Annotated in this window: 13 protein-coding genes and 1 pseudogene; 9 read left to right on the top strand and 5 right to left on the bottom strand. The window is 41.7% G+C overall.

Annotated features, from left to right (window positions below; all coding sequences use genetic code 11):
* Positions 1–100 precede the first annotated feature (100 nt).
* From DFP77_RS18525 to DFP77_RS18515, 3 genes are all read right to left on the bottom strand, one after another.
* On the bottom strand, positions 101–3,307 hold the full coding sequence (locus tag DFP77_RS18525) for a tyrosine-type recombinase/integrase (RefSeq protein ID WP_114413688.1): 3,207 nt from the start codon (positions 3,305–3,307) through the stop codon (positions 101–103).
* The gene (locus DFP77_RS18520) at positions 3,300–5,813 is read right to left on the bottom strand and encodes a site-specific integrase (protein WP_147270574.1); all 2,514 of its coding nucleotides are present in this window, start codon (positions 5,811–5,813) and stop codon (positions 3,300–3,302) included. The genes DFP77_RS18525 and DFP77_RS18520 overlap by 8 nt, the downstream gene beginning before the upstream one ends.
* Before the next feature lie 62 nt (positions 5,814–5,875).
* A complete protein-coding gene (locus DFP77_RS18515; protein ID WP_147270573.1) occupies positions 5,876–6,868 on the bottom strand; it encodes a hypothetical protein in 993 nt (330 codons plus the stop codon).
* 470 nt (positions 6,869–7,338) lie between these two features.
* Between DFP77_RS18515 and DFP77_RS18510 the strand changes: the two genes are divergently transcribed.
* From DFP77_RS18510 to DFP77_RS18485, 6 genes are all read left to right on the top strand, one after another.
* A complete protein-coding gene (locus DFP77_RS18510; RefSeq protein ID WP_220235558.1) occupies positions 7,339–7,911 on the top strand; it encodes a restriction endonuclease subunit S in 573 nt (190 codons plus the stop codon).
* Between the two features lie 13 nt (positions 7,912–7,924).
* Positions 7,925–9,505, top strand: coding sequence for a type I restriction-modification system subunit M (locus DFP77_RS18505; protein ID WP_114413684.1), 1,581 nt, complete (start codon positions 7,925–7,927; stop codon positions 9,503–9,505).
* On the top strand, positions 9,502–10,761 hold the full coding sequence (locus tag DFP77_RS18500; protein WP_220235557.1) for a restriction endonuclease subunit S: 1,260 nt from the start codon (positions 9,502–9,504) through the stop codon (positions 10,759–10,761). The genes DFP77_RS18505 and DFP77_RS18500 overlap by 4 nt, the downstream gene beginning before the upstream one ends.
* Before the next feature lie 14 nt (positions 10,762–10,775).
* Positions 10,776–12,338, top strand: a complete 1,563-nt coding sequence (locus DFP77_RS18495) for a hypothetical protein (RefSeq protein WP_114413682.1) — start codon at positions 10,776–10,778, stop codon at positions 12,336–12,338.
* Positions 12,331–13,335, top strand: coding sequence for a virulence RhuM family protein (locus tag DFP77_RS18490; RefSeq protein WP_114413681.1), 1,005 nt, complete (start codon positions 12,331–12,333; stop codon positions 13,333–13,335). The genes DFP77_RS18495 and DFP77_RS18490 overlap by 8 nt, the downstream gene beginning before the upstream one ends.
* A gap of 372 nt (positions 13,336–13,707) precedes the next feature.
* Positions 13,708–14,745, top strand: coding sequence for an IS5 family transposase (locus DFP77_RS18485; protein WP_114413680.1), 1,038 nt, complete (start codon positions 13,708–13,710; stop codon positions 14,743–14,745).
* 158 nt (positions 14,746–14,903) lie between these two features.
* Here DFP77_RS18485 and DFP77_RS18480 read toward each other — a convergent pair.
* Positions 14,904–15,346, bottom strand: a pseudogene (locus DFP77_RS18480) (transposase); the annotation flags it as partial.
* Positions 15,347–15,732: 386 nt separating this feature from the next.
* Between DFP77_RS18480 and DFP77_RS18475 the strand changes: the two are divergent.
* Genes DFP77_RS18475 through DFP77_RS18465 form a run of 3 tightly spaced genes read left to right on the top strand, consistent with a single transcriptional unit; the run spans position 15,733 to position 19,597 of the window.
* The gene (locus tag DFP77_RS18475; RefSeq protein ID WP_114413679.1) at positions 15,733–16,728 is read left to right on the top strand and encodes a TAXI family TRAP transporter solute-binding subunit; all 996 of its coding nucleotides are present in this window, start codon (positions 15,733–15,735) and stop codon (positions 16,726–16,728) included.
* A gap of 36 nt (positions 16,729–16,764) precedes the next feature.
* The gene (locus DFP77_RS18470; RefSeq protein ID WP_114413678.1) at positions 16,765–18,672 is read left to right on the top strand and encodes a TRAP transporter permease; all 1,908 of its coding nucleotides are present in this window, start codon (positions 16,765–16,767) and stop codon (positions 18,670–18,672) included.
* A gap of 58 nt (positions 18,673–18,730) precedes the next feature.
* Positions 18,731–19,597, top strand: a complete 867-nt coding sequence (locus DFP77_RS18465) for an EamA family transporter (RefSeq protein WP_227804022.1) — start codon at positions 18,731–18,733, stop codon at positions 19,595–19,597.
* 29 nt (positions 19,598–19,626) lie between these two features.
* Here DFP77_RS18465 and DFP77_RS18460 read toward each other — a convergent pair whose 3' ends face one another.
* Entirely contained in the window at positions 19,627–20,367 is a 741-nt protein-coding gene (locus DFP77_RS18460) for a class II aldolase/adducin family protein (RefSeq protein WP_114413676.1), read from the bottom strand.
* Positions 20,368–20,672 lie beyond the last annotated feature (305 nt).

The following is a 20,672-nucleotide window of genomic DNA, read 5'->3' as shown; positions in this document are numbered from 1 at the left end:
GAACTCATCGGTATAACGTTTTCCACTCATAATTCACCTCATTTTTACCTATTATTATATAGCTATGAGATGTCTATTAAAGTGGGTCCATACCAGTTTACTAGACAATCATTGTCTCCAAAACATACATCATTGCAAAGACATACCGTAAGCCCTCAATCGCTTTATCTGTTTTAGCGTTAACCAAATTAACACCTAGCCAACCAAACTCCCCTGCTTTGGCATCACTGTTAGCTAAAGCTGTATTGAAAACCAACTTCTTCGACAGCTTTAGGCCCATTCGCCAATGAGGAATACAGACTCTCTTAACATTGCTGTCAGATTGCTTTTTACCATGTAGTAAAGTAAACGATATTGAAACATCATCACTTGTCAGTGAGGTCAATGCATCAATGACTGGTTCAGCGGAAGCAATATCAGTAAACCTGAATAGGTAGTTTCGTTTTTGAGTATGTTTTGCAAATGCCTTAAGAAGAAGCTGAAGCCGATCAAAGTCTTTTTCCGCCATCGTTGCAAGGTCATCTACAACCTTAATGTAAGCATCTTGATCGATCTCGATATTTCTTGGCTTTGCTGGCAATGGTAAGGTTTCGTTTTGATAATGCCCTAAATTGATTCTTTTAGAGCAGTGTTTCACACTATCAGAAGTAAATTTGGACTTATCTAAATCGAGCAAAGATAGACTATTTCTTTCCCACTTTTCAATGTCTAAAACACCCACCGAAAATTGCTCTGATAGTAAATTGTACTGCTTTTTTTTATCAATTCCTGCTGCTGGGCTTTGAATCAGTTTAAACAGTACCTTCCTGCAGTTCTCTATTTTTCTTGCTGTGTTATTAGTAACAATATTGAGTCGGAAGTTAGGGATGGCGGCTGAAAAAAACAATATTTTTGGTTGCTTTAAACAGGGCTCATGCTGCCTACATAAGTTATAGCGATATTCATCAGCACCTCCATGCAACCAGCGATAAACAGTAGTTAAAGAATTCCCCGACGCATCAGACAACATTTGTGGTGTTGGCTTTATTCGCTTTTCAATGGCAACACGAGCGATGTAATCCATACAGTGAATATAATGTTCTAATGTCGTCTCTGGCGACGCATGCCCCATCAGCATCGATAACGTATAAAGGTGCTTTCTAGTTGGGGCTTGGCTGGCATATAAATATTGTTTAAAAGCAACATTATTAGCCAACCAACTATGAGTTTCTGGATGATGTTCAAAGATGGGCAGCTGACAAGATTCATCTTTCAACAGCTTCAATAATGTCAGTGTCGCAAAAGAATGTCGTAAATTATGATATCTAAGAGACTCATCCTCACACACAGTTCGCATCACGCTATGAATAACGGGAAACACCAAATCGGGATTTATACAGTTATCCCCTTTTGATAAGCATGAAAAAAGGAAGGGCGAGCTACTTTCCTCACTAGCAAGCTCCCTACGCCTCTTGCTAAGCCAATTTTTAAACAGCAACAATTCGTCGTGGCTTAGAAAATGTCTCAGCTCAAAATAGCGCTTAGCATTATTTGTTTTCAGCCTGCGGTATTGATGAGGCCTGACAATAAGGTAGCAATTTTCATCACCTTGGATGTCCCCCACTCTCAGTTTTAGACCTTCACTTTGCCTTAATCCACAGCGATAACCAAGAATGAACATCAATCTGATGATGACATTCATGTCTGGAGACAAGTCAAGCTCGTCAATGCCCTTCAATGTCTCTAAAACATTTAGGTATTCGTCAACAAGTAGTATATTTGCATCAACAGGCAGCGGTGAGTTCTGGATACCAAACACTTCTCGCGAATCAATAGCATCAACATAGTGGTGGTTTTCTAAATATTTTTGGAACCGATCCAACATACTGGCCAATTTTCTTTTTAAACCCATCGATGAAATTGTACTCAGCAACTCTTCATATAATCCTTCCAAGTCTTCTGCTGAATACAAAGTCATATCATCTTTCTGCACTAAACCGGAGAGTCGAGAACCGATAGAGCGCATCATGAAGCTGATACGCTTTGGTTTCAGGTTTGTAAAATCGATACTGCCCACTGTCGCTAAGTGTATCCCCCACATCAGTACCAGTCTTTGAACCGGCTCCAATTCAGTATTACCTTTGAGCAGAGCAGAAATATCATGCTCCAAGCTTTCCTTGCTATCAGACTGTTTGATGTTTTTTTCAACCCATGTCCAGCTTGCAGCCTGATCATCTTCCTCTTGCTCAGATGTATTGTTCATCAGCAGCGTTTCGTTACTGAATGATAAATATTGATCACTAGGAGCCCAAGTCGACTTAACAGCTAAATCATCATTCCCAGAGCTATCGTCTAAAACGCAATAGCCCGCCAAGCGATTAAGAGCGCTCGGTTTTAATGAATGACTAATAAACTCTCGCTGACAATATCGCACGACAAAAGCAGGTACGAATTGCTCATAATGAACAGACACAACATTAAGAAGTGTCGAAAGATTCACTTTATTAATAGTAAGGGATTTTTTGACACTCGTAGGCAGGTTGGAGAAAACCGCTTGGATAAGAGAAGTGATTTTTTTTCTCATCTCTCGCTTTTGGCCTGTTTTTATTTCAATTTCCGTTAATTGATTTTTGAGCAAGAGCGTTTCTGTCAGTATATCTGGATACCATAAGCGACTTTCAGAATAAAAATACTTACACGATGTCAGGTCTAAGGGCCAGATTTTCTGACCACTAATGGTAAAAGGTCGCTTAGATGAATTAATCAGCAAGCCATACAAGCCTTCCACTGACAGAAGGCCGCCGTATAAAACTGACGACAGTAGTATTTGCCCTCTCTTCACGTCATTTGTGCAGTTTGGCTGCTTTAAAGACTCAGATAAAGCGCTAACAACATCTTTGTACAAAGCGACATATCGATTAAATCGAATAGGTGTCAGACGCCCAGCTTCTCGATGCATTTTTTGCGTTAAGGCAGGGAGAGAAACGTCGCTATCTAACTCGCCACTTTTTTTCAAGTATACAACAAGTGCTCTTAGCACCTTTGAGGATCTAATAATCCCTTCAACATCTAGATTACAGGTGTTAATAAATCGATTGAAAAGTTTGTTAGAGTTAAGTTTTTTACGTTTTTTAAAGCGACTGTATCCATTAATAATGGCTCTTGAATCCGTACTTTCATCTTCAGCAAGCCAAGTCATAAAGTACTCAAAATAATGTTTTTCGGCGTCATCTATTTCTAATTCAAACTTTTTAAATATCGACCATCGCTCTTCAGTTATTTCAGCTCTCCACGAAAGATCAGACTTAACAACTTGTTCTTCAGACATCAGCAAGCCCTCGCTCAATCGTAAAATTCAATGCTGTGAGCAGCTCATCAATATGCGGTGCTACCATTTCAATAAGCTCAAAAGGTGAGCATGTTGAAAACTTCCCCCCGGGTTCCTGCCCTATCCCCCAGTGCCCCATAAATGCATTAATTAACTCACCACTCACCCCTTTCTCCATCAAATAGGTACGAATGAACCGGCGGTTAGTGTTCATTGGCAGATTTAAAAAAAGCGCCTGAAGGGAGAAGCTTATGCTTGGTTTGATTTCAGTGGGATTAACATGTTTATCGAGATAGAAATAGTCTGGTATGTCTATTGATGAATTGTCGTTAATAGCAGAAAAGTATGTTGTTTTTTTAAGTTGCTCGACGTGCTCTTGATAAGCTTCTAACTGTCGACAAACGAGCTGGGGCAATATACACAGTCGAGAGTTATAAAAATCATCTCCGTCTTTATCAGAAATGACAACAGTTTTCGTATTAGGATCAAAGGCTGTTACACAGGACAACGGTGAACAAATAGCACGCACACCCGTTCCATAAGCAAACATCTGAACGGTGTAATACGTCATCATGTTATGAGTATCCAAGATATCACCAGATTTGTTTGCGGATCTGATAGCGTTTTTAGTGTACTGCACCATATCGATAATGCTATCAAATGTCGGGCATAGCTGTGAAACAGACGATGTGCTTATTGCAGGCAATTTGTCTGCTTCTGGCTCAATAGAGCTGGGCAAAGGGATATCACGGCAGAGCTTATCCCAGACCTTACACCTAACAGATTCAAGATAATGAGGTGAAGGCGCACTGTAGTGCAAAAGCGTCTTTCCGAGCGGAAGATACTGACCAGTCGATAAGATGGTGGCCGCAACATCACCTGTTTGATGAGTTATGTGTGCGGGTAAAAAATTTGCAATTTTATGCTCATTTAATCGATTACCATTAGGCAACAAGTGCAGTAATTCGTTCAGTATACGTCGGTACTCACGTAGCTTTTTTTGAAAAATCCTCCCAGTTTCTTTACTATCTAGATGTTCTTGGTACTGTGCTTTTAAAAAATCTGCTAGACCAAACTCATCAGGAATTTTGATATACGACTCAACAACCCTGCACTGAGCCAAAAGGTCGTGAGTAAGCCGCTTTTTTCGCTGAACGCTTGCGACTTTAATAAACCAAATTCGTTTTCCGTTAGACAAGACAGAGGTTATCTTCGCCTTTGATGATGAATGATCAATAGACCACCTTGTACCATGTGCAACATCTCTCAGAGAACAGCCGGTGTACAGCATTAATAAAGCCATTGGCGCCGCATGAGAAACCAAGTCACTATGAGATACGGGGGCATTCATAACATCTAGACAAAGCTTAACAAGTTGAGCAACCTCCACGCTGGTGGCGTTAGAAAACTGACCAATCAAATTCTGATTTGATTGGATGATTTTGGGAATTTGTCGCTTCGAAAAAATGTTGTTACAGCTGGGAGTAGGGTCATCAACACTAATAATCTCGTCATAATCGCCCTGCTCGTCATCTTCTAAATCTGCATATTTAGCCTCTTCTTCAGGTATCAAGGTTGGAGCGTTTTTTATCTTGATGCTGGTAACAGGGATGGTATTTAAACCGTGCCCATACGCCACTTTTTCAACAACACCGTTATCATCAATAAGAATAGACTCGCTAACAATGCCAGAATTGTATCGGCAGTAGCCGCCATGCCAGCTAGAGGCTTTTCTGTTATAGGGCTTGGCCTTACCACGTTTTTTTTCTCCATTGGCACTTTTACGCTGAAACTGAAAGCTCCTCCATTTTGAAATTAATGGGCTCATCGTTTGGCGATACAATGGGCGCTCTTCAGTGGCCGAATCATCACGCGCTGATATAATATCTTCGCACCATTCATACACATTAATATCATCACTAAAAAATTCTAACGTATCATCGTCTACATTATTATCTGACCAGTTCCGAATAAAAAAACCAGCGGTCGATGCCGAACTTTGATTTTTTTTCAATCGCTTTTCTTGATCCTTCATGTACATCGAAAAAGTATCGGGCGAATGACTTAATGACGAATAAGCAGCGAGCACAATGATCTGTAGCCCATGAAAATTACTTGTATACCCATCATCTTCGAGAGAATTCATCAACATAGAATAAATAGGATATCGCCCCCATTGGCTCATCATAGGGTGCTGCTCTTCATCCATTACGTTAGGTCTTTCGTGCCATATAAAAGCACCGACTTGCTCCAACAGATCTGTATGATTTGCCATAAAACCAGCAAAGTTACTTAACCCTAGCAACCTCCCACCAAACTCCTCCTCAAGTAGCGAAAGGTCATCACATTCATCCTTTACACTTTCGATTGCATCGCTAATATTTTCAACACAAAGATCAATGGCACGTAAATGAGTCGGGATATGACATTTATTACAATAATGAAGTACAAGTTGGCGGGATTTCTTTGCAGACAAATTAGCAATGGTCAATTTTTGCTTTTTCATCTCTTTAAGAAAGTGATGTAAACAAGAGTCTTGAAACTCGACAGTGGGTGAACGATGAGTACTCAACGGCCGCCCTCCTGTATTGTTCTAGTGTCTAGCCCGAAAAGCGTTGCAAAATGTTTAACACTGCAGGAGGCAAGAAAAGATTGCTTGTACAAAGGGCCAAACGAAGGTTGTAGCGTTTCAAAAGTTTGCTGAAGCAAGCACTTTTTTGTGCTGAATATAATAGGAAGGCCCAACGATTCCATCATGTTTAATCGATGAAGTGCTTTGCCCATTCTTTCTTTGTACCAGCGAACTAGTACTGTTTGCTTTTTATCTAAAACACTAACAGCATATAAATAGGACTGAATCCCCGCCACACAGTAGAGCTTTCCATCGTCCTGCACCAATATAATAGGAAACAGTGTTAAGTAATCTAACACCTCATTCCGCGTTAATGGCAACAACTCTCGCCCCATAGCTGAATTGCGCAGCAAAAACTGCTTTACTTTGGGGTGAATACCAGAGATGTCGGATAAAGCAATATTGCATGCTTGGTCTGGTGTATGATTATTTGGTCGGCTAGTAGCAAGATCGTCATCCTGTACCTTTACTCGCTTAAATCCACTACTCCATCGCAGCTCAAAAGGCACATTCACGACACTTTCATAATCTCTAAAAGTATGGGAAATATACTGTTGATACTCAAAAATAGACGTCACATCAAACAGTGAAAGCTGAAGTAAATGTGGCCATTGCTCATTAATATTAAAAGGCGGTGACTGTGTGTCAAAAGAAGTGTCGCTGTCTGTAATAACGCTTTCCAAGCGGACGTGTGGAATTTTTTCAGTTCTAGCCTGCATAAAAGACAGTTGAGCTAGGTGTATTTGTCGTTCTTTGCCATCACGCTTATACATAATAGAAGCTGTTTCTGCTTCGTATCTAACATTAGAGCCAGCTTTCAACAACAACGAGCCAAAAGCTTCAAATTGATTAATGAAAAGGCCGTAGCCTTTATCACTAAAATGGAGATACACGAACCCTTTCGAGACTTCTGTTGACCTTATATCCATACCTTTTTCCCAATAAAAAATGTTACGCGCTCGCAAATAAGCAAACGCTGTCAACAAAGCACCGCTTGAAAAGTACGACTATATTGGTAAAGTACAGACTCTCACCTCCGACCTTAGACCAGTAGCACTTTTAAGCTGGCTTTGGTTGTTTAGATATCTATATCGTTTGCAAGACGATTAGGCTCTATGAACCGATGGCATCTCTGATGTCATCGGTTTTTTATTGCCATTTACTTCCCATTCACCACCTCTTCATTAACGTTAACATTTAACATAACAGAGAAAACCACTTCACTCCATTACAATACTGCATAAAAAATACATAAATCAAGCAAATCAACAAGACAATTTTTATTATTTTTGCATCATGAAAATAATGCAATTTATAATTGACGATCATAAATGAATTCTGCAAACTATGTTCAATGTTTAGACAGGCCGAAATGATGACAACGATTCTTGGAAAATATGTGAGCATAGGTTCTGGCTACCCGTTTAGGGGGCGGATAGAACTCAGTAGAGAAGGAGAAGCGTTTGTAGTCCAAATTAGAAATATTGATGCAGATGGTGAGATTCTGACAAATGAACTCACGCTGACAAAATTGCCAGGGAAAAAATCACCTGATTGGCTTTTAGCCAATGACATTTTATTCATAGCGAAAGGGACAAAAAACACGGCGACTTTAGTGAAGAACGTGCCTGAAAATACAATTTGCTCCCCTCACTTTTTTCGCCTAAGAGTTAAGCCTCAACATAATGCTGACGTTCTAGCAGAATTCATTTGTTGGCAGTTAAACCAAGAACCAGCGCAGCGCTACTTCACGGTATCAGCTGAAGGCAGTCTACAAGTCAGTATTAGAAAAAAAGTATTGGAAGAAACGCCATTTACTTTACCTGACTTCGAAACACAGACAAAAATCGTCAATTTACATCGATGCGCTATGAAAGAAATCAAAACCTATAATCAGCTTATAGAAAATCGACAGTTAGAAATGACAGCGATCGCATCAGACCTACTAAATCGTTTGAATAAAAATATATAAGGAATCTCAGATCATGACAGTTAACCAAATCAATCAGGACGATATAAACAAGGCGGTCTGGAATGCATGTGACACTTTTCGTGGTGTGATCAGTGCCGACACCTATAAAGACTTCGTCCTCACCATGCTGTTTTTAAAATACATCTCTGATGTATACAAAGACGAATACAACAAGCTGATTACTCAGTATGGCGATAATCCAGATTTAATACACGCCATGATGTCTAAACAGCGCTTTGTATTACCTGAGGGCGCGAGCTTTTGGGATTTGTACGAAGTTCGTCATCAACCGGGCAATGGTGAGCGTATTGATAAAGCCTTGCACGCACTAGAAGAAGCCAACGGCAGCAAGCTTAAAAACGTATTCCAAGACATTAGCTTCAACACAGACCGTTTAGGCCAAGAGAAACAAAAGAATGATTTACTGCGCCACTTGTTAGAAGACTTTGGTAAAGACATTTTAAACCTAAGCACAGAGCGTGTAGGCAGTTTAGATATTATCGGTAACGCCTATGAATACCTTATTAAACACTTTGCCGCAGGCAGTGGTGCTACCGCTGGTGAATACTATACCCCACCAGAGGTATCAACCCTTTTAGCAACGATTCTAGAGCCAGTTGAAGGCGACCAAATATGTGACCCATGTACAGGAAGTGGCTCATTGCTTCTTAAATGTGGCGCTATGGTACGTAAAAACTCTGGCTCAAAAAAATACGCACTATTTGGGCAAGAAGCGATTGGTTCGACTTGGGCACTTGCCAAAATGAACATGTTCCTACACGGTGAAGACAACCACCGCATTGAATGGGGCGACACCATTCGTAACCCATTGCTACTTGATAAAGACAGCAACGGCTTATTGCATTTTGATGTGGTAACAGCTAACCCACCATTTAGCTTAGATAAATGGGGACATGATGATGCTAATAGCGACCCATACGGGCGCTTTCGTCGTGGCGTACCGCCAAAAACCAAAGGCGATTACGCCTTTATTTCGCACATGATTGAAACATTGAAACCAGAAACAGGCCGCATGGGCGTAGTTGTGCCACATGGCGTGTTATTCAGAGCATCTATGGAAGGAACAATTCGTCAAAAACTTATTGAAGAAAACCTGCTAGATACCGTCATTGGCCTACCAGAAAAACTATTCTTTGGTACAGGCATCCCCGCTGCTATTTTAATCTTCAAAAAGCAAAAAACGGATGAAAACGTATTGTTTATTGATGCGAGCCGTGAGTTTAAATCAGGCAAAAACCAAAATCAGTTATCACCTGACAACATTCAAAAAGTCATCGACACCTACAAAGCGCGTGAAAGCGTTGACAAATACGCCTACCTTGCCAGTTTTGATGAAATCAAAGAAAACGACTTTAACCTAAACATCCCTCGCTATGTTGATACCTTTGAAGAAGAAGTCGAGATTGATTTGGTGGCTGTGCGTACTGAACGTGTGCAACTTAAAAACGAATTGCAAAACCTTGAAGCAGAAATGGAAAGCTACTTAAAGGAGTTGGGGTACGATATGCAGGAAGCACAAGTGTCGAGTGCGCATGGATGCGATGAAGCGACGGGTGCCGGAGGTGAGAAATGATGATTCCTAAAAGCTGGGAACGCTATGCTTTAGGCAAAATTACAGAAACGATTACCAGTGGTTCTCGTGATTGGGCTCAATATTACTCTGATGTGGGTAGTAAGTTTATTCGAATGACGAACTTACCCCGTGATGGAATATATTTGAAACTTAATGATTTAAAATATGTGGATGTAAAAAGTGAATCATCCGATGGTCAGAGAACCTCGTTAAATCCTGGTGATATTCTGATCTCTATTACAGCTGAGTTAGGTAAAATTGGCTGGGTGCCAGATAACTTAGGTGAAGCCTTCATAAATCAACATACAGCTTTAGTTCGCTTAAAGAGTAAGTTTACAGATTCTAAATTCGTTGCCTATCTTTTATCTTCAAAAGAAATGAACCATAAAATTAACCGTTTAAATGATTCTGGGGCGAAAGCTGGTTTAAATTTATCTACAATTCGAGCTATACCTTTATTACTTCCTCCACTCCCTGAACAACGTAAAATCGCCACTATCCTTGAAACTTGGGATAAAGCGATTAGCACCACCGAGCGGCTAATCGACAACAGCAAACAGCAGAAAAACGCCCTCATGCAACAATTGCTCACAGGCGCTCATACCCAACGTAAACGCCTACTTGATGATTCAGGTAAACCGTTTGAGGGAGAGTGGGAAGAGGTAAAGTTAGGTGATGTCTGTTCAAAAGTTACTGATGGTGCCCACCATAGTCCACAAAGTGTTGAAGTTGGTTACCCGATGTTTTCAGTGAAAGATATGAGATCAACAGGCTTTGCTGAAAATACAGCTCGACATATCAGTGAGGATGATTTTAAAGCCTTAGAAAAACAAAACTGCAAGCCTGAGATTAATGATATTTTGATAGCGAAAGATGGCTCTATTTTAAAATACTGTTTTGTTGTGAAAAAGGAAATTCAAGGTGTGATTTTATCCTCCATAGCTTTATTAAGACCAAAGCTAAACAAAATTTCCCCGCACTTTATTGCTCAATATTTTTCACAAGAGTCAGTAAGATTCTTTGTAGGTAAGGCGCTGACTTCTGGTTCTGGGGTTCCTCGGATAATTCTAAAAGATTTTAAAGGGATTCACATTCGAATCCCTAACTTATATGAGCAAAAGAAAATAGCCGCTGTACTCAATAATGCTGACAAAGAAATCGAGCTTTTAGAACAACAGCTTGCTGATCTAAAACAAGAAAAAAAAGCGCTGATGCAGCAGTTATTAACGGGTAAACGCAGAGTTACTATAGGTTAAACAAGGAGGTTATTATGAAACTAGGATTTTTCTTTGGAGCAGGTGCTGAAATCGGATATGGATTACCTAGTGGTGGTAAATTTGCAATTGATTTATTCAGGCAAAACCCTAGTCCTTATCGAACAGATTTTCGCGAGCAACTTAAATCAATTGATATGATGTCTTCCTACGCAACAGACTGGCTTCCTCAAGGCTTTAGAGATAAGCGCATTCATGCTTTTGGGCGAAGTGAATTTACAAGCTTAATTGAATCATCAATTGAATACCGCCGCTCAGAAATAATACGTCGATTAAATCAATTTGATGCTGAATGTGACAAAGCGATGGAGTCACTTGGAATTGCACGAGAGCTAGTAGAGCAAAAATTTTCCGAATTAGTTGGTGCTGCAATCGGAGATCGTCTGTACACCCATGTAATCAAGTTAAATGAACTGTTAGCGCAGGATGTTAACTTATTCAGTTCCAATTACTATTCAGCGATGCTCGACATAGTAAAGTCCTCAGATGATTGCGATGACTTACGTCGTTACGTAACAGCTTTTCTCCAACTTTTGGTTGGTGCACATGGACAAGATTTAGTGCGTAAGCTAAACCAAGAGTTATTTGAATCTGCCCCTGATGACTTGCCCATTTTTGATGATATATCTGGGATGTTCAAGCTCGAATTTCACAGAATTGGAGCAACAGCTTTAGAGTTATTACTTGAAGAAAATAGAGCTTTTGACGTTAGTGAGTCAGGCACAGCGTTAAGCCTTCTATGTGCAATTGCACAAAAAGCATTAGAGAATATTTTTACTACTGTATTAGACTACCAAAAACTATTAGATGATCATTTTCGTTACTTATTTTCTCCGGAAACTGAGTGGGCAAAGTTCACTAAAATGGCCGTTTTCCTTAAAACTGCGCAGGATTACATCAAAGAACAAGCTCCCGATATAACAAATTTACCCTCGACAGGTTACTACCATGACCTTGCAGGTTTTGCATCTTCACATGAATTCGCAGCAATAGGTACTGCTAATTATAACAGCTTACTTACTCCTATTTTTGAACAACAAAAGCTCACTATACCTGATGTTATTCATTTAAATGGAAGTGTAAAAGATTATTACAATCCCTATAAAAACACTGTAATAACTAGCGATTCGTTTGAGGGTTTAGATCCTTCGCAACTACATTTTCCATTTATTCTGACCCAAAGTGGTTTGAAGCCATTAACTTCGGTAACCATGTCAAGGCGCTATGTTCAACTTTTTGATTCATTTAATGAGTCAGATGCGATTGTAGTAGTCGGATTTGGTTTTAATAAGGACGACAGCCATATTAATGGACTATTCAGGGAGTTAGTAGAAAGTGAGGGCAAAAAGCTTTTCGTTGTAACTCTAAAGACAGATGGAACTGCCCAACAGCAACAAAGAGAATTAAGAAAAAGATTAAGAATCGCAAACAGATACAGTAATTCTTTAACAGTTCTCCCCGTTGATCAAGATAATAGAACTATTAATGATAATTTATGGATTGATCATATTATAGATAAACTTTCCTCTGAAAGTGAGGAGATATTGCCTGATGAATAACGACTTAATCTTGTATTCAACAGACGATGGTAAATCGCAGTTTATGCTACGCACGCTGGACGGTAATGTGTGGCTCACACAACTCGAAATAGCGCAGCTATATCAAACCAGCAAGCAGAATATTAGCAAGCATGTAAAAAGCATATTAGCAGAGAATGAGCTGGCTGAGGCCGCAGTTGTCAACTCTAAGTTGACAACTGCGGCCGATGACAAAGAGTACCTTACACAATTGTATGCGCTGCCTATGATCATTGCTGTGGGTTACCGTGTTCGCTCGACTCGAGGTACGCAATTTAGGCAATGGGCAACTCGCACCTTAAGCGAATATTTAAGCAAAGGGTTTGCGATGGATGATGAGCGACTCAAAGATCCTAAATGGGATTATTTTGATGAGTTGCTTGAACGTATTCGCGACATACGTTCGTCAGAAAAACGCTTTTATCAAAAAGTGCGTGATTTATTTGCCTTATCTGACGATTATCGTGCTAATGAGAAAAATACCGGTTTATTATTTGCAGAAGTACAAAACAAATTGTTTTTCGCAGTAACAGGTCATACGGCTGCTGAGTTAATAGTGGCTCGCGCTAACCCAGATATACCAAATATGAATTTAACCAGTTTCTCTGGCAATAGAGTACGTAAAGCCGATGTCATTATCGCCAAAAATTACTTAGCCGCTGATGAACTTGATCAATTAAATCGACTCGTGAATATGTTTTTAGAATTTGCAGAGTTCAGGGCTAAAAATAAAGAGCGCTTAACACTAGAGAACTGGCGACAATATGTAGACAATTTTATGGCATTTAACGAACAAGCTTTACTGACAAATGCAGGAAAAATAAGTCGTACACAAATGGAAGAAATATCGAAACAACGTTATGAAAAGTTTGATAGTCATCGTAAATTAGAAGAAGCAATGCGTGAAGATGGACGCGAACTGCAAGCATTAGAGCAATTACAACAACGCTTGCAGCAACAAAAAAAGGAACAAGGATAACCCTGCGTTTTTATTGCTTACTAAGGAACATGCGATTAAGTGGATAACATGAGATAATCTAGCCGACTTCAATCTACTATGACTCTTACTCATCATAAACCAGCTCCCTTCACCGATACCGAATTTACCAGCAAACGCAGCCCCCCCCGTAAAGAACTTCCCCTTGGTTGGCCGGATGGATGAACTGAGCCCATGGCAGCTGCTTGAAGGTCAAGTTGAACCTTTCTCCCCATAAGCTGGCAATGGTCGCACCCATACCCTCTCGCTACCATGCTACGCATTCACTTTAGGGCACCTCGAAAAACCTCGCTCACAGCACCGGTAACCCTGTGATAGTATCGAGCAACCACTAACACCCGATAGTTCAGTACCATGAAGAAGCGTAGCGCGATCAAAGACGACCTCTTTGCCAGCGAACATCACCGTGAAAAGATCGACCGGACCGGCGATCCTTTGGCCGAGATTGAGCAGCACATCAATTTTTCTGCACTGGCCGCTGAAGTTGACTCTATCGCGCCTCGCGTTGACAGCACTCAGGGCGGGCGACCGCCGTACCCCACTGAAACCATGGTCCGCATCCTGGTACTTAAGCGCCTCTACAACCTGTCGGATGAACAGATGGAGTACCAGCTACTGGACCGTATGAGCTATCAACGCTTCTGCGGGCTGACCCAAGCGATCAACATTCCGGATCGCACCACGATTTGGCACTTTGAAAATCGCATCGGCGAAGCCGGTGCTCAGGCCTTGTTCGACGGTGTGTCGGCACAACTGTTCAAGCAGGGCTTCATCGCCCGTGGTGGCCAGATCATTGATGCCACCCTGGTGCCAGCCCCCAAGCAGCATAACCGACGCAGTGACAAAGAGATGCTGGATCAAAAAGCCATGCCTATCGACTGGAAGCCCGTCAAACGACGGCAAAAGGATACCGATGCCAGCTGGACGAAGAAGTACGGGAAAAGCCATTTTGGCTACAAACTCTCAATCAATGTCGATGCCAAGTACAAGGTGATCCGGCGTTTTCAATGTGACACCGCCAAAGAGCATGACAGCCAGCACTTCGAGGCTGTTCTTGATCGGTACAACACCAGTCAGGACATCTATGCCGATCGCGGTTACCCATCGACCGAGCGGGAAGGCTGGCTGAAAGAGCACGGCTACCGCAACCATATTCAGCGCAAAGGCCACCGCCAGAAACCGTTATCGGAGTGCCAGCAACGTCGCAATAAGCGGATCGCCAAAACCCGTGCCCGCGTCGAGCATGTGTTCGCCAGCATCGATCAGATGGGGGGCAAGTTGATCCGCACAGTGGGTCAGGCGAGGGCCAACTTTGCGATGACAATGATGGCCGCCTGCTACAACCTGAAGCGGTTGGTGTCCTTTCAGCGGGCCGGGATTAAGGCATTTTGAGTCGTTGGTGGCGGCTCAATGTGCCTGATGGGCACACTGAGAGACGACCGCAGCCGGTGCCACTGCCCCCCGAGACCGGCATGATATCAAGTCGAAAACAGCTGTTCCGGGCAGTTTAGCTGTTCAGACGACGAGCAGCAGGTTTTTTCGAGGCGCCCAATAGTCGCGTCAACGATGGTGCCTTCTTTAAAGTAAATCCCCGAATCTGATAGCCATTTGTGGACTTCTTTAAAGAGCTTACGTCCAAGCTTATGCTTTTCCAGTAAATGCCTAAAATTCATAATGGTGGTGTGATCAGATATTGCTCCTTCTAAAGATAACCCAGCAAACAGCCGCATAGAGGTAATCTCGTAAAGCGCGTCCTCCATGGCTGGGTCCCTGGAATGCCTGCCCAGCCATGTTGTACCAGTTCTGCATAAAATGAATACGCAACATGGTAGACAAAGGATAGGGGCGACGACCATTGCCTGCTTTTTTCAATTTGGTCTTCAAGCAGCTGCCAAGGAATCAACTCATCCATTCTACCAAGGAAGAGTTCTTTGCGAGTTTTGCGGCGTTTGCTGGTAAATTCTGTGTCGGCGAAGGAAAGCTGGTTCATGATCGGCTGGAGTCGTAGTCAGATTAAGTCGGCAAGATTGTCTCATGTTACCGACTTAATCGCATGTTCCCTAATCAACACAAATAATTCGATGGCGAATTATTTGTGTTGACCTGAATCAAATTTATATCTACCCTTATAAAAATTAGCCACCTAACTTTAAGTTAATGAAGTCTGACTTAATAGTTGCGTCAGCTAGGTGGTTAGTCTGTAAGTGCATCACATGTGAGCTAGAGAATGTGTGTAATGCATAGATAATAACGTAGGAGGTCTAGAGGAAGGGTGAGATATTTATTGGCTGTCGTGTAATCCGGCAGCTGAAGACAATACACATAACGCTTTACATAGTTGGTTGACTACCAATATAAAAAAATAAGAGGAATTTAACTATGTTATCAAGTTTGAAAAAGTGTCTTGCAGTTTCGTTAACGGCAGCTGCATTGCTTCAAATGCCAACTGTACAGGCTGAGTCATATGAAATGACTATTGCAGGTGCGTCTCCGGGAGGGCTGTGGAGCTTATTAGGCGCTGGTTTAGATTCAAGCGTCAGAGCTGCATATCCTGATTCAAAAATAACTTATCAAACCTCTGGTGGTGGTATTGCCAACATTGGTCAGCTAGACCGGAATCAAGCGGATCTGGCCATTGTTCACGATGCAGAATTGCTATTGGCTAAAAAAGGGGGATTACCGTTTCGCGAACCGATAGATTCCATTCGTGTTCTTTCCTATTTGTATACCTGGGCTCCGATGCAGACGCTTGTACGTAACAGCTTTGCAGAAAAGTATGGCATTCATACCTTTGAAGATATCGCTAAAGTTAAACCACCGATCACAATTGCTATCAACAAGCGTGGTAACATCGCATCAAATGTAGCCGTTGAAATGCTGAATGCAATCGGTGTTACTGAAAAGGATATCGAAAGCTGGGGTGGTAAAGTTATCTATGCGGCTTCAAGTGAACAGGTGTCTTTGATTACGGATCGCCGAGCAGATCTAATGATCAACTCGCTCTTCGTGCGCCACAGTTCTATTCAACAGGCAGCTAACAGTGTCGAATTAACCTTGCTAGGCATGGATCCAGCAACCGTTGAAGCGGTAAACAAGGCAAGTGGAACAATTCCTTTTGTTATTCCTGAAGGGACCTATGAATGGTCACCAGGAAAGGTCGATACCCCGTCCTTGGGTGCAACCCTCGCTGTAAGAGTTGATATGGATGATCAGAAAGCTTACAACCTAACAAAGGCCATCTATGAAAATTACCAGCAAATCGCTGGTGTACATGCAGCTATGAAAGCGTTAACTCCTGAGGCTATGGCCTCTGTCACTGTGGTTCCATACCACCCAGGTGCGTTGAAGTATCTGGTAGAAGCAGGCTTACGTTAAGCTGATAAGTTTATAAAAATTATAAGAGCTAATAAAATGTCGAATATACTTTCATCAATATTAGAGACTGGTACTAAACGTCAGTTGAGTCCCAAGCTTGCCCGAATACTCCAATCAATCGCAGCAATAATAGCGTTAGGAGTAATTTACACAACTACTATCGTCTACGTCGATCTCTTTGCGATGACGATCGTATTTTTGTCATCAATGCTAGCTCTTCTATTTTTAATGTATACGTCTGGATCTAGGGGGCGTACTGATTCTCCAAGTTTAATCGACTGGGTGCTTTCGCTTACCAGCGTAGCGGCCGGTGTTTACTTTATAGTAGAAAGTTCTCGAATCGTAGAACGGATTACGTTGTTATTTCCTCTGGAAATGCCCGACCTTATTGCGGGCTCGGCACTATTTTTCCTGACAATCGAAGCCACGCGAAGAACAGTCGGATTTGGCTTAACCAGCGTAGTAACGATTTTTTTGCTCTACAATCTCTTTGGGCATGGTTTGCCCGCGGGACTTGGTTTTCGTGAAGTGGGATATAATCACTTTCTTGATATCATGATGTTCACCAGTGATGGGCTATTTGGAGTACCACTTCGAGTGGCAGCAACTTATGCTTTTCTATTTGTTCTCTTTGGTACCTTTTTATCCCGAGCTGGTGGAGCAGATTTCTTCTTTGATCTTGCATCAGCTGTAGCGGGAAGACGTGTAGGCGGTCCAGCAAAGATCGCTGTTATCTCTTCAGGTCTTTATGGAACGATGTCAGGTAGTCCGACATCGGACGTTGTTACGACGGGGTCTATCACGATTCCTATGATGCAGCGTTTGGGATACGGGAAGTCATTGTCTGGAAGTGTTGAGGTTGCTGCCTCGGCTGGTGGTAGTTTGCTGCCCCCCGTTATGGGGTCAGCAGCATTTATCATGGCGGAGTATACGGGTATCGAGTACCGTGATATTGCTATCGCGGGCATTGTGCCAGCATTACTTTACTACGTATGCGTTTATACACAGGTTCATTTGCGATCTGAAAAAATGGGCCTTAAAGGTTTAGAGGAGAACGAAGTTTCAACGGTAAAAGTAGCAATGTCGAACGGCGGATTGTTCATTATTCCTCTACTAGTCCTTTCAGTAGCTCTTGTTATGGGGTATTCGCCTACATATGTTGCAGCATTTGCTTCTTTAAGTGTCATTGCTGTTGCTGCGATAAAGCCTTCGACTCGCATGGGTCTAAAATCCATTTGGGAAGCACTCGGTGAAACGACCCTTAGAATGGTTTCGGTAACAGCTGCTTGTGCAGCTGCTGGTCTCGTTATTGGTGGTATTTCAATGACTGGACTTGGTGGTAAATTTGCAGACCTAGTGTTCATGCTTGCGGGTAGTAGCAGTATATTGGTTCTGATTATCTCAGCATTGTTGGCGATTATACTGGGTATGGGGATGCCAACACCCTCAGCATTTATACTCGCGGCAGTATTGGTAGGGCCGACCTTAAGTTCGCTTGATTTCTCTGCGATGCAGTCAAACATGTTCATTCTTTACTTTGCGGTGCTTTCCGCTATGACCCCGCCGGTGGCTGTCGCTGCATTTGCTGCTTCTGCTATTGCTGATGCGAAACCACTAGGAATAGCTGTTGGAGCGGTAAGGCTAGCGATTACAGCATTCGTGGTTCCATTCGCCTTTATGTATGGAGAAGGGTTACTACTTGAAGGTCCGATAACTGGGATAATCCTGAACTGCCTGACTGCTTCCCTAGGTGTTATCGTGCTAAGTGCAGGAATAGAAGGATACTGGAGAGCTCCTCTATCAGGCATAGCGCAGGCTATGTTGTTGGTGGCTGGTCTAATGTTCTTAGCACCGAGTATCATCGCATTGGGCATTGCTACCGCTTTGGTGATGGCTGTTGTCCTGATCACACCTCATCTGAGGTCTCCAGCCAAATTAGCTTAATTTTCAGAAGGATTGGTCTCTAGCCGGATATACTTTAAAGCGAGGTAACACAGTGGAAATGATTTATGCATTATTGTCTTCTGTTATGTTTGCGGCTACATTTTTACTTGTAAAAATAGGTCGTGAAAGTGCCTCGCACCTTTCTGTTTTGTGGATTACACTCACCATCAATGTCGTTGTACTAGCTTTATCTACCTTATTTATAGATATTCCTAAATCTCTTAATCTTCTCGATCTTAAGTTTTTTATTATTTCGGGTATATTTGCACCGTTACTTGGTCGGCTATTCCAGTTCGTTGGAATGTCTAAGTTAGGGGCGAATACAACGACGGCCTTAACCCTAACCCATCCTTTGATAACGGTATTTATAGGGTTGTTGTTTCTAGATGAGTCCGGAAATGTTGTGCAAATACTTGGCGGATTTTTGATCATCACTGGTTCGGTGTTGATTGCTATATTTTCCGGATCAAATGCTAATCTAGGAATTTCCAATGGTCATCAGATATATTTACTATATCCTCTTCTGGCATCATTAACCTATGGGATATCTATTGCCCTTAGAAAGGTGGGGATCGACCAGCTTAATTCACCTGTACTCGCTAGTGCAGTGACAGTTTCTTCCTCGTGGACTATCTTGAGCCTATATGTTTTGGTTACTAGGTGTAAAGTTTCATGTAGTGGCCGAGAATTTACTTATTTTTTTTTCGCAGGAATAGTTTCAAGTATAGGACCTATTTTTCTTTATCTATCGTTGGCAATTGGAAACCTACTTCTAATTGCTCCCTTAGCTGCTACCACTCCGTTATTTGTACTAGTGGGAACTTGGCTTTATTCAAAGAAAAATGAGAAATTTGGATACCAGATAATCGTCGGAACATTCGGTATATTTATTGGAGTGACACTGCTAACGCTATTTAAAAATTAGCAGTGTGCTTGGTTTGAAGTTGATTACTCTCAAACTTCTGGCAGCCAAGACTTCTGAGCTTTTATCGCTCGTGTTTTCCATAGATTCCATGGGCGGTCTACTTGCCCTTCGTTGGTTATTTGAGTGGCGTGTGCTTCTCCTTCTGATAGAAATTCAACCGGTCCTAGTCTGGAAGCTTCGATCTGTAATTGTGCATTAACTTCTACATAAATCGCTCTATAAACTGCTTGTTTTAGGCTGGGAGCAACGACTGTAGAGCCATGTCCTCTCATCAGCACTAAGGTATTTTCTCCAAGAGATTGCGTTAATGAAGAACCAAGTTCTTGGCTGGTAATCAACATGTTGGTTTCATCACCCGCAACATCTCGTATCTCAAATATGGGGACGCTTGTACCCATGAATCCACTCATGTGGCACATAGGTTTTAAAGAGGCGGACTTTACAACACTGAAGGGGACAACAGAATGAGAATGGCTATGGACGATTGCTTCTACATCATCTCGCTTCCGGTAGATTTCACTGTGAATATAACGTTCTAGATAGACCTTCCTGGGATCGTTGTTTACAGTTTCACCCTCAAGGTTAAACTCTAGTATATCCTCTTTGGTAACAAGCCCTGGGGCCATATTTCGAGCTAAGAAAAAATGATCTCTGTTATGAGGATTTCTTACGCTTACATGACCGAAAGCATCCAGTACACCTTCATTAAATAAAATTAAATTTGCAGTCACTAGATCATTTATTACGCTTTCTAATATTGTATCATTCATGGATATTCCTTTTCTTTTTTATAGATTAAAGATTCAAAAATGCTAGTTAACGAAACATAATTAGCAATCTAATAATTTTATCTTATACCGTATAGAAAGGAAAATAAATGATGAATTATTATTTTCCTTATCAGGCACTAAAAGAATCAGGAATTCGAGATTTGATTAGAGGTTTTTACAGAATCATTGATAGCTCAGCTAATTAGTCGTCCCTGAATAATGGCGTTTTTAGTCTAAAGCGCCATTTCATTTTCTAGCCTTCTCGGCAATAAGGCTTGTATCAATCTCATCCCGCTATAAATGCC

It is taken from the genome of Marinomonas foliarum, from assembly GCF_003337275.1.
Taxonomy (GTDB): Bacteria; Pseudomonadota; Gammaproteobacteria; order Pseudomonadales; family Marinomonadaceae; genus Marinomonas; species Marinomonas foliarum.
This window is presented reverse-complemented; position numbering and strand designations above follow the sequence as displayed.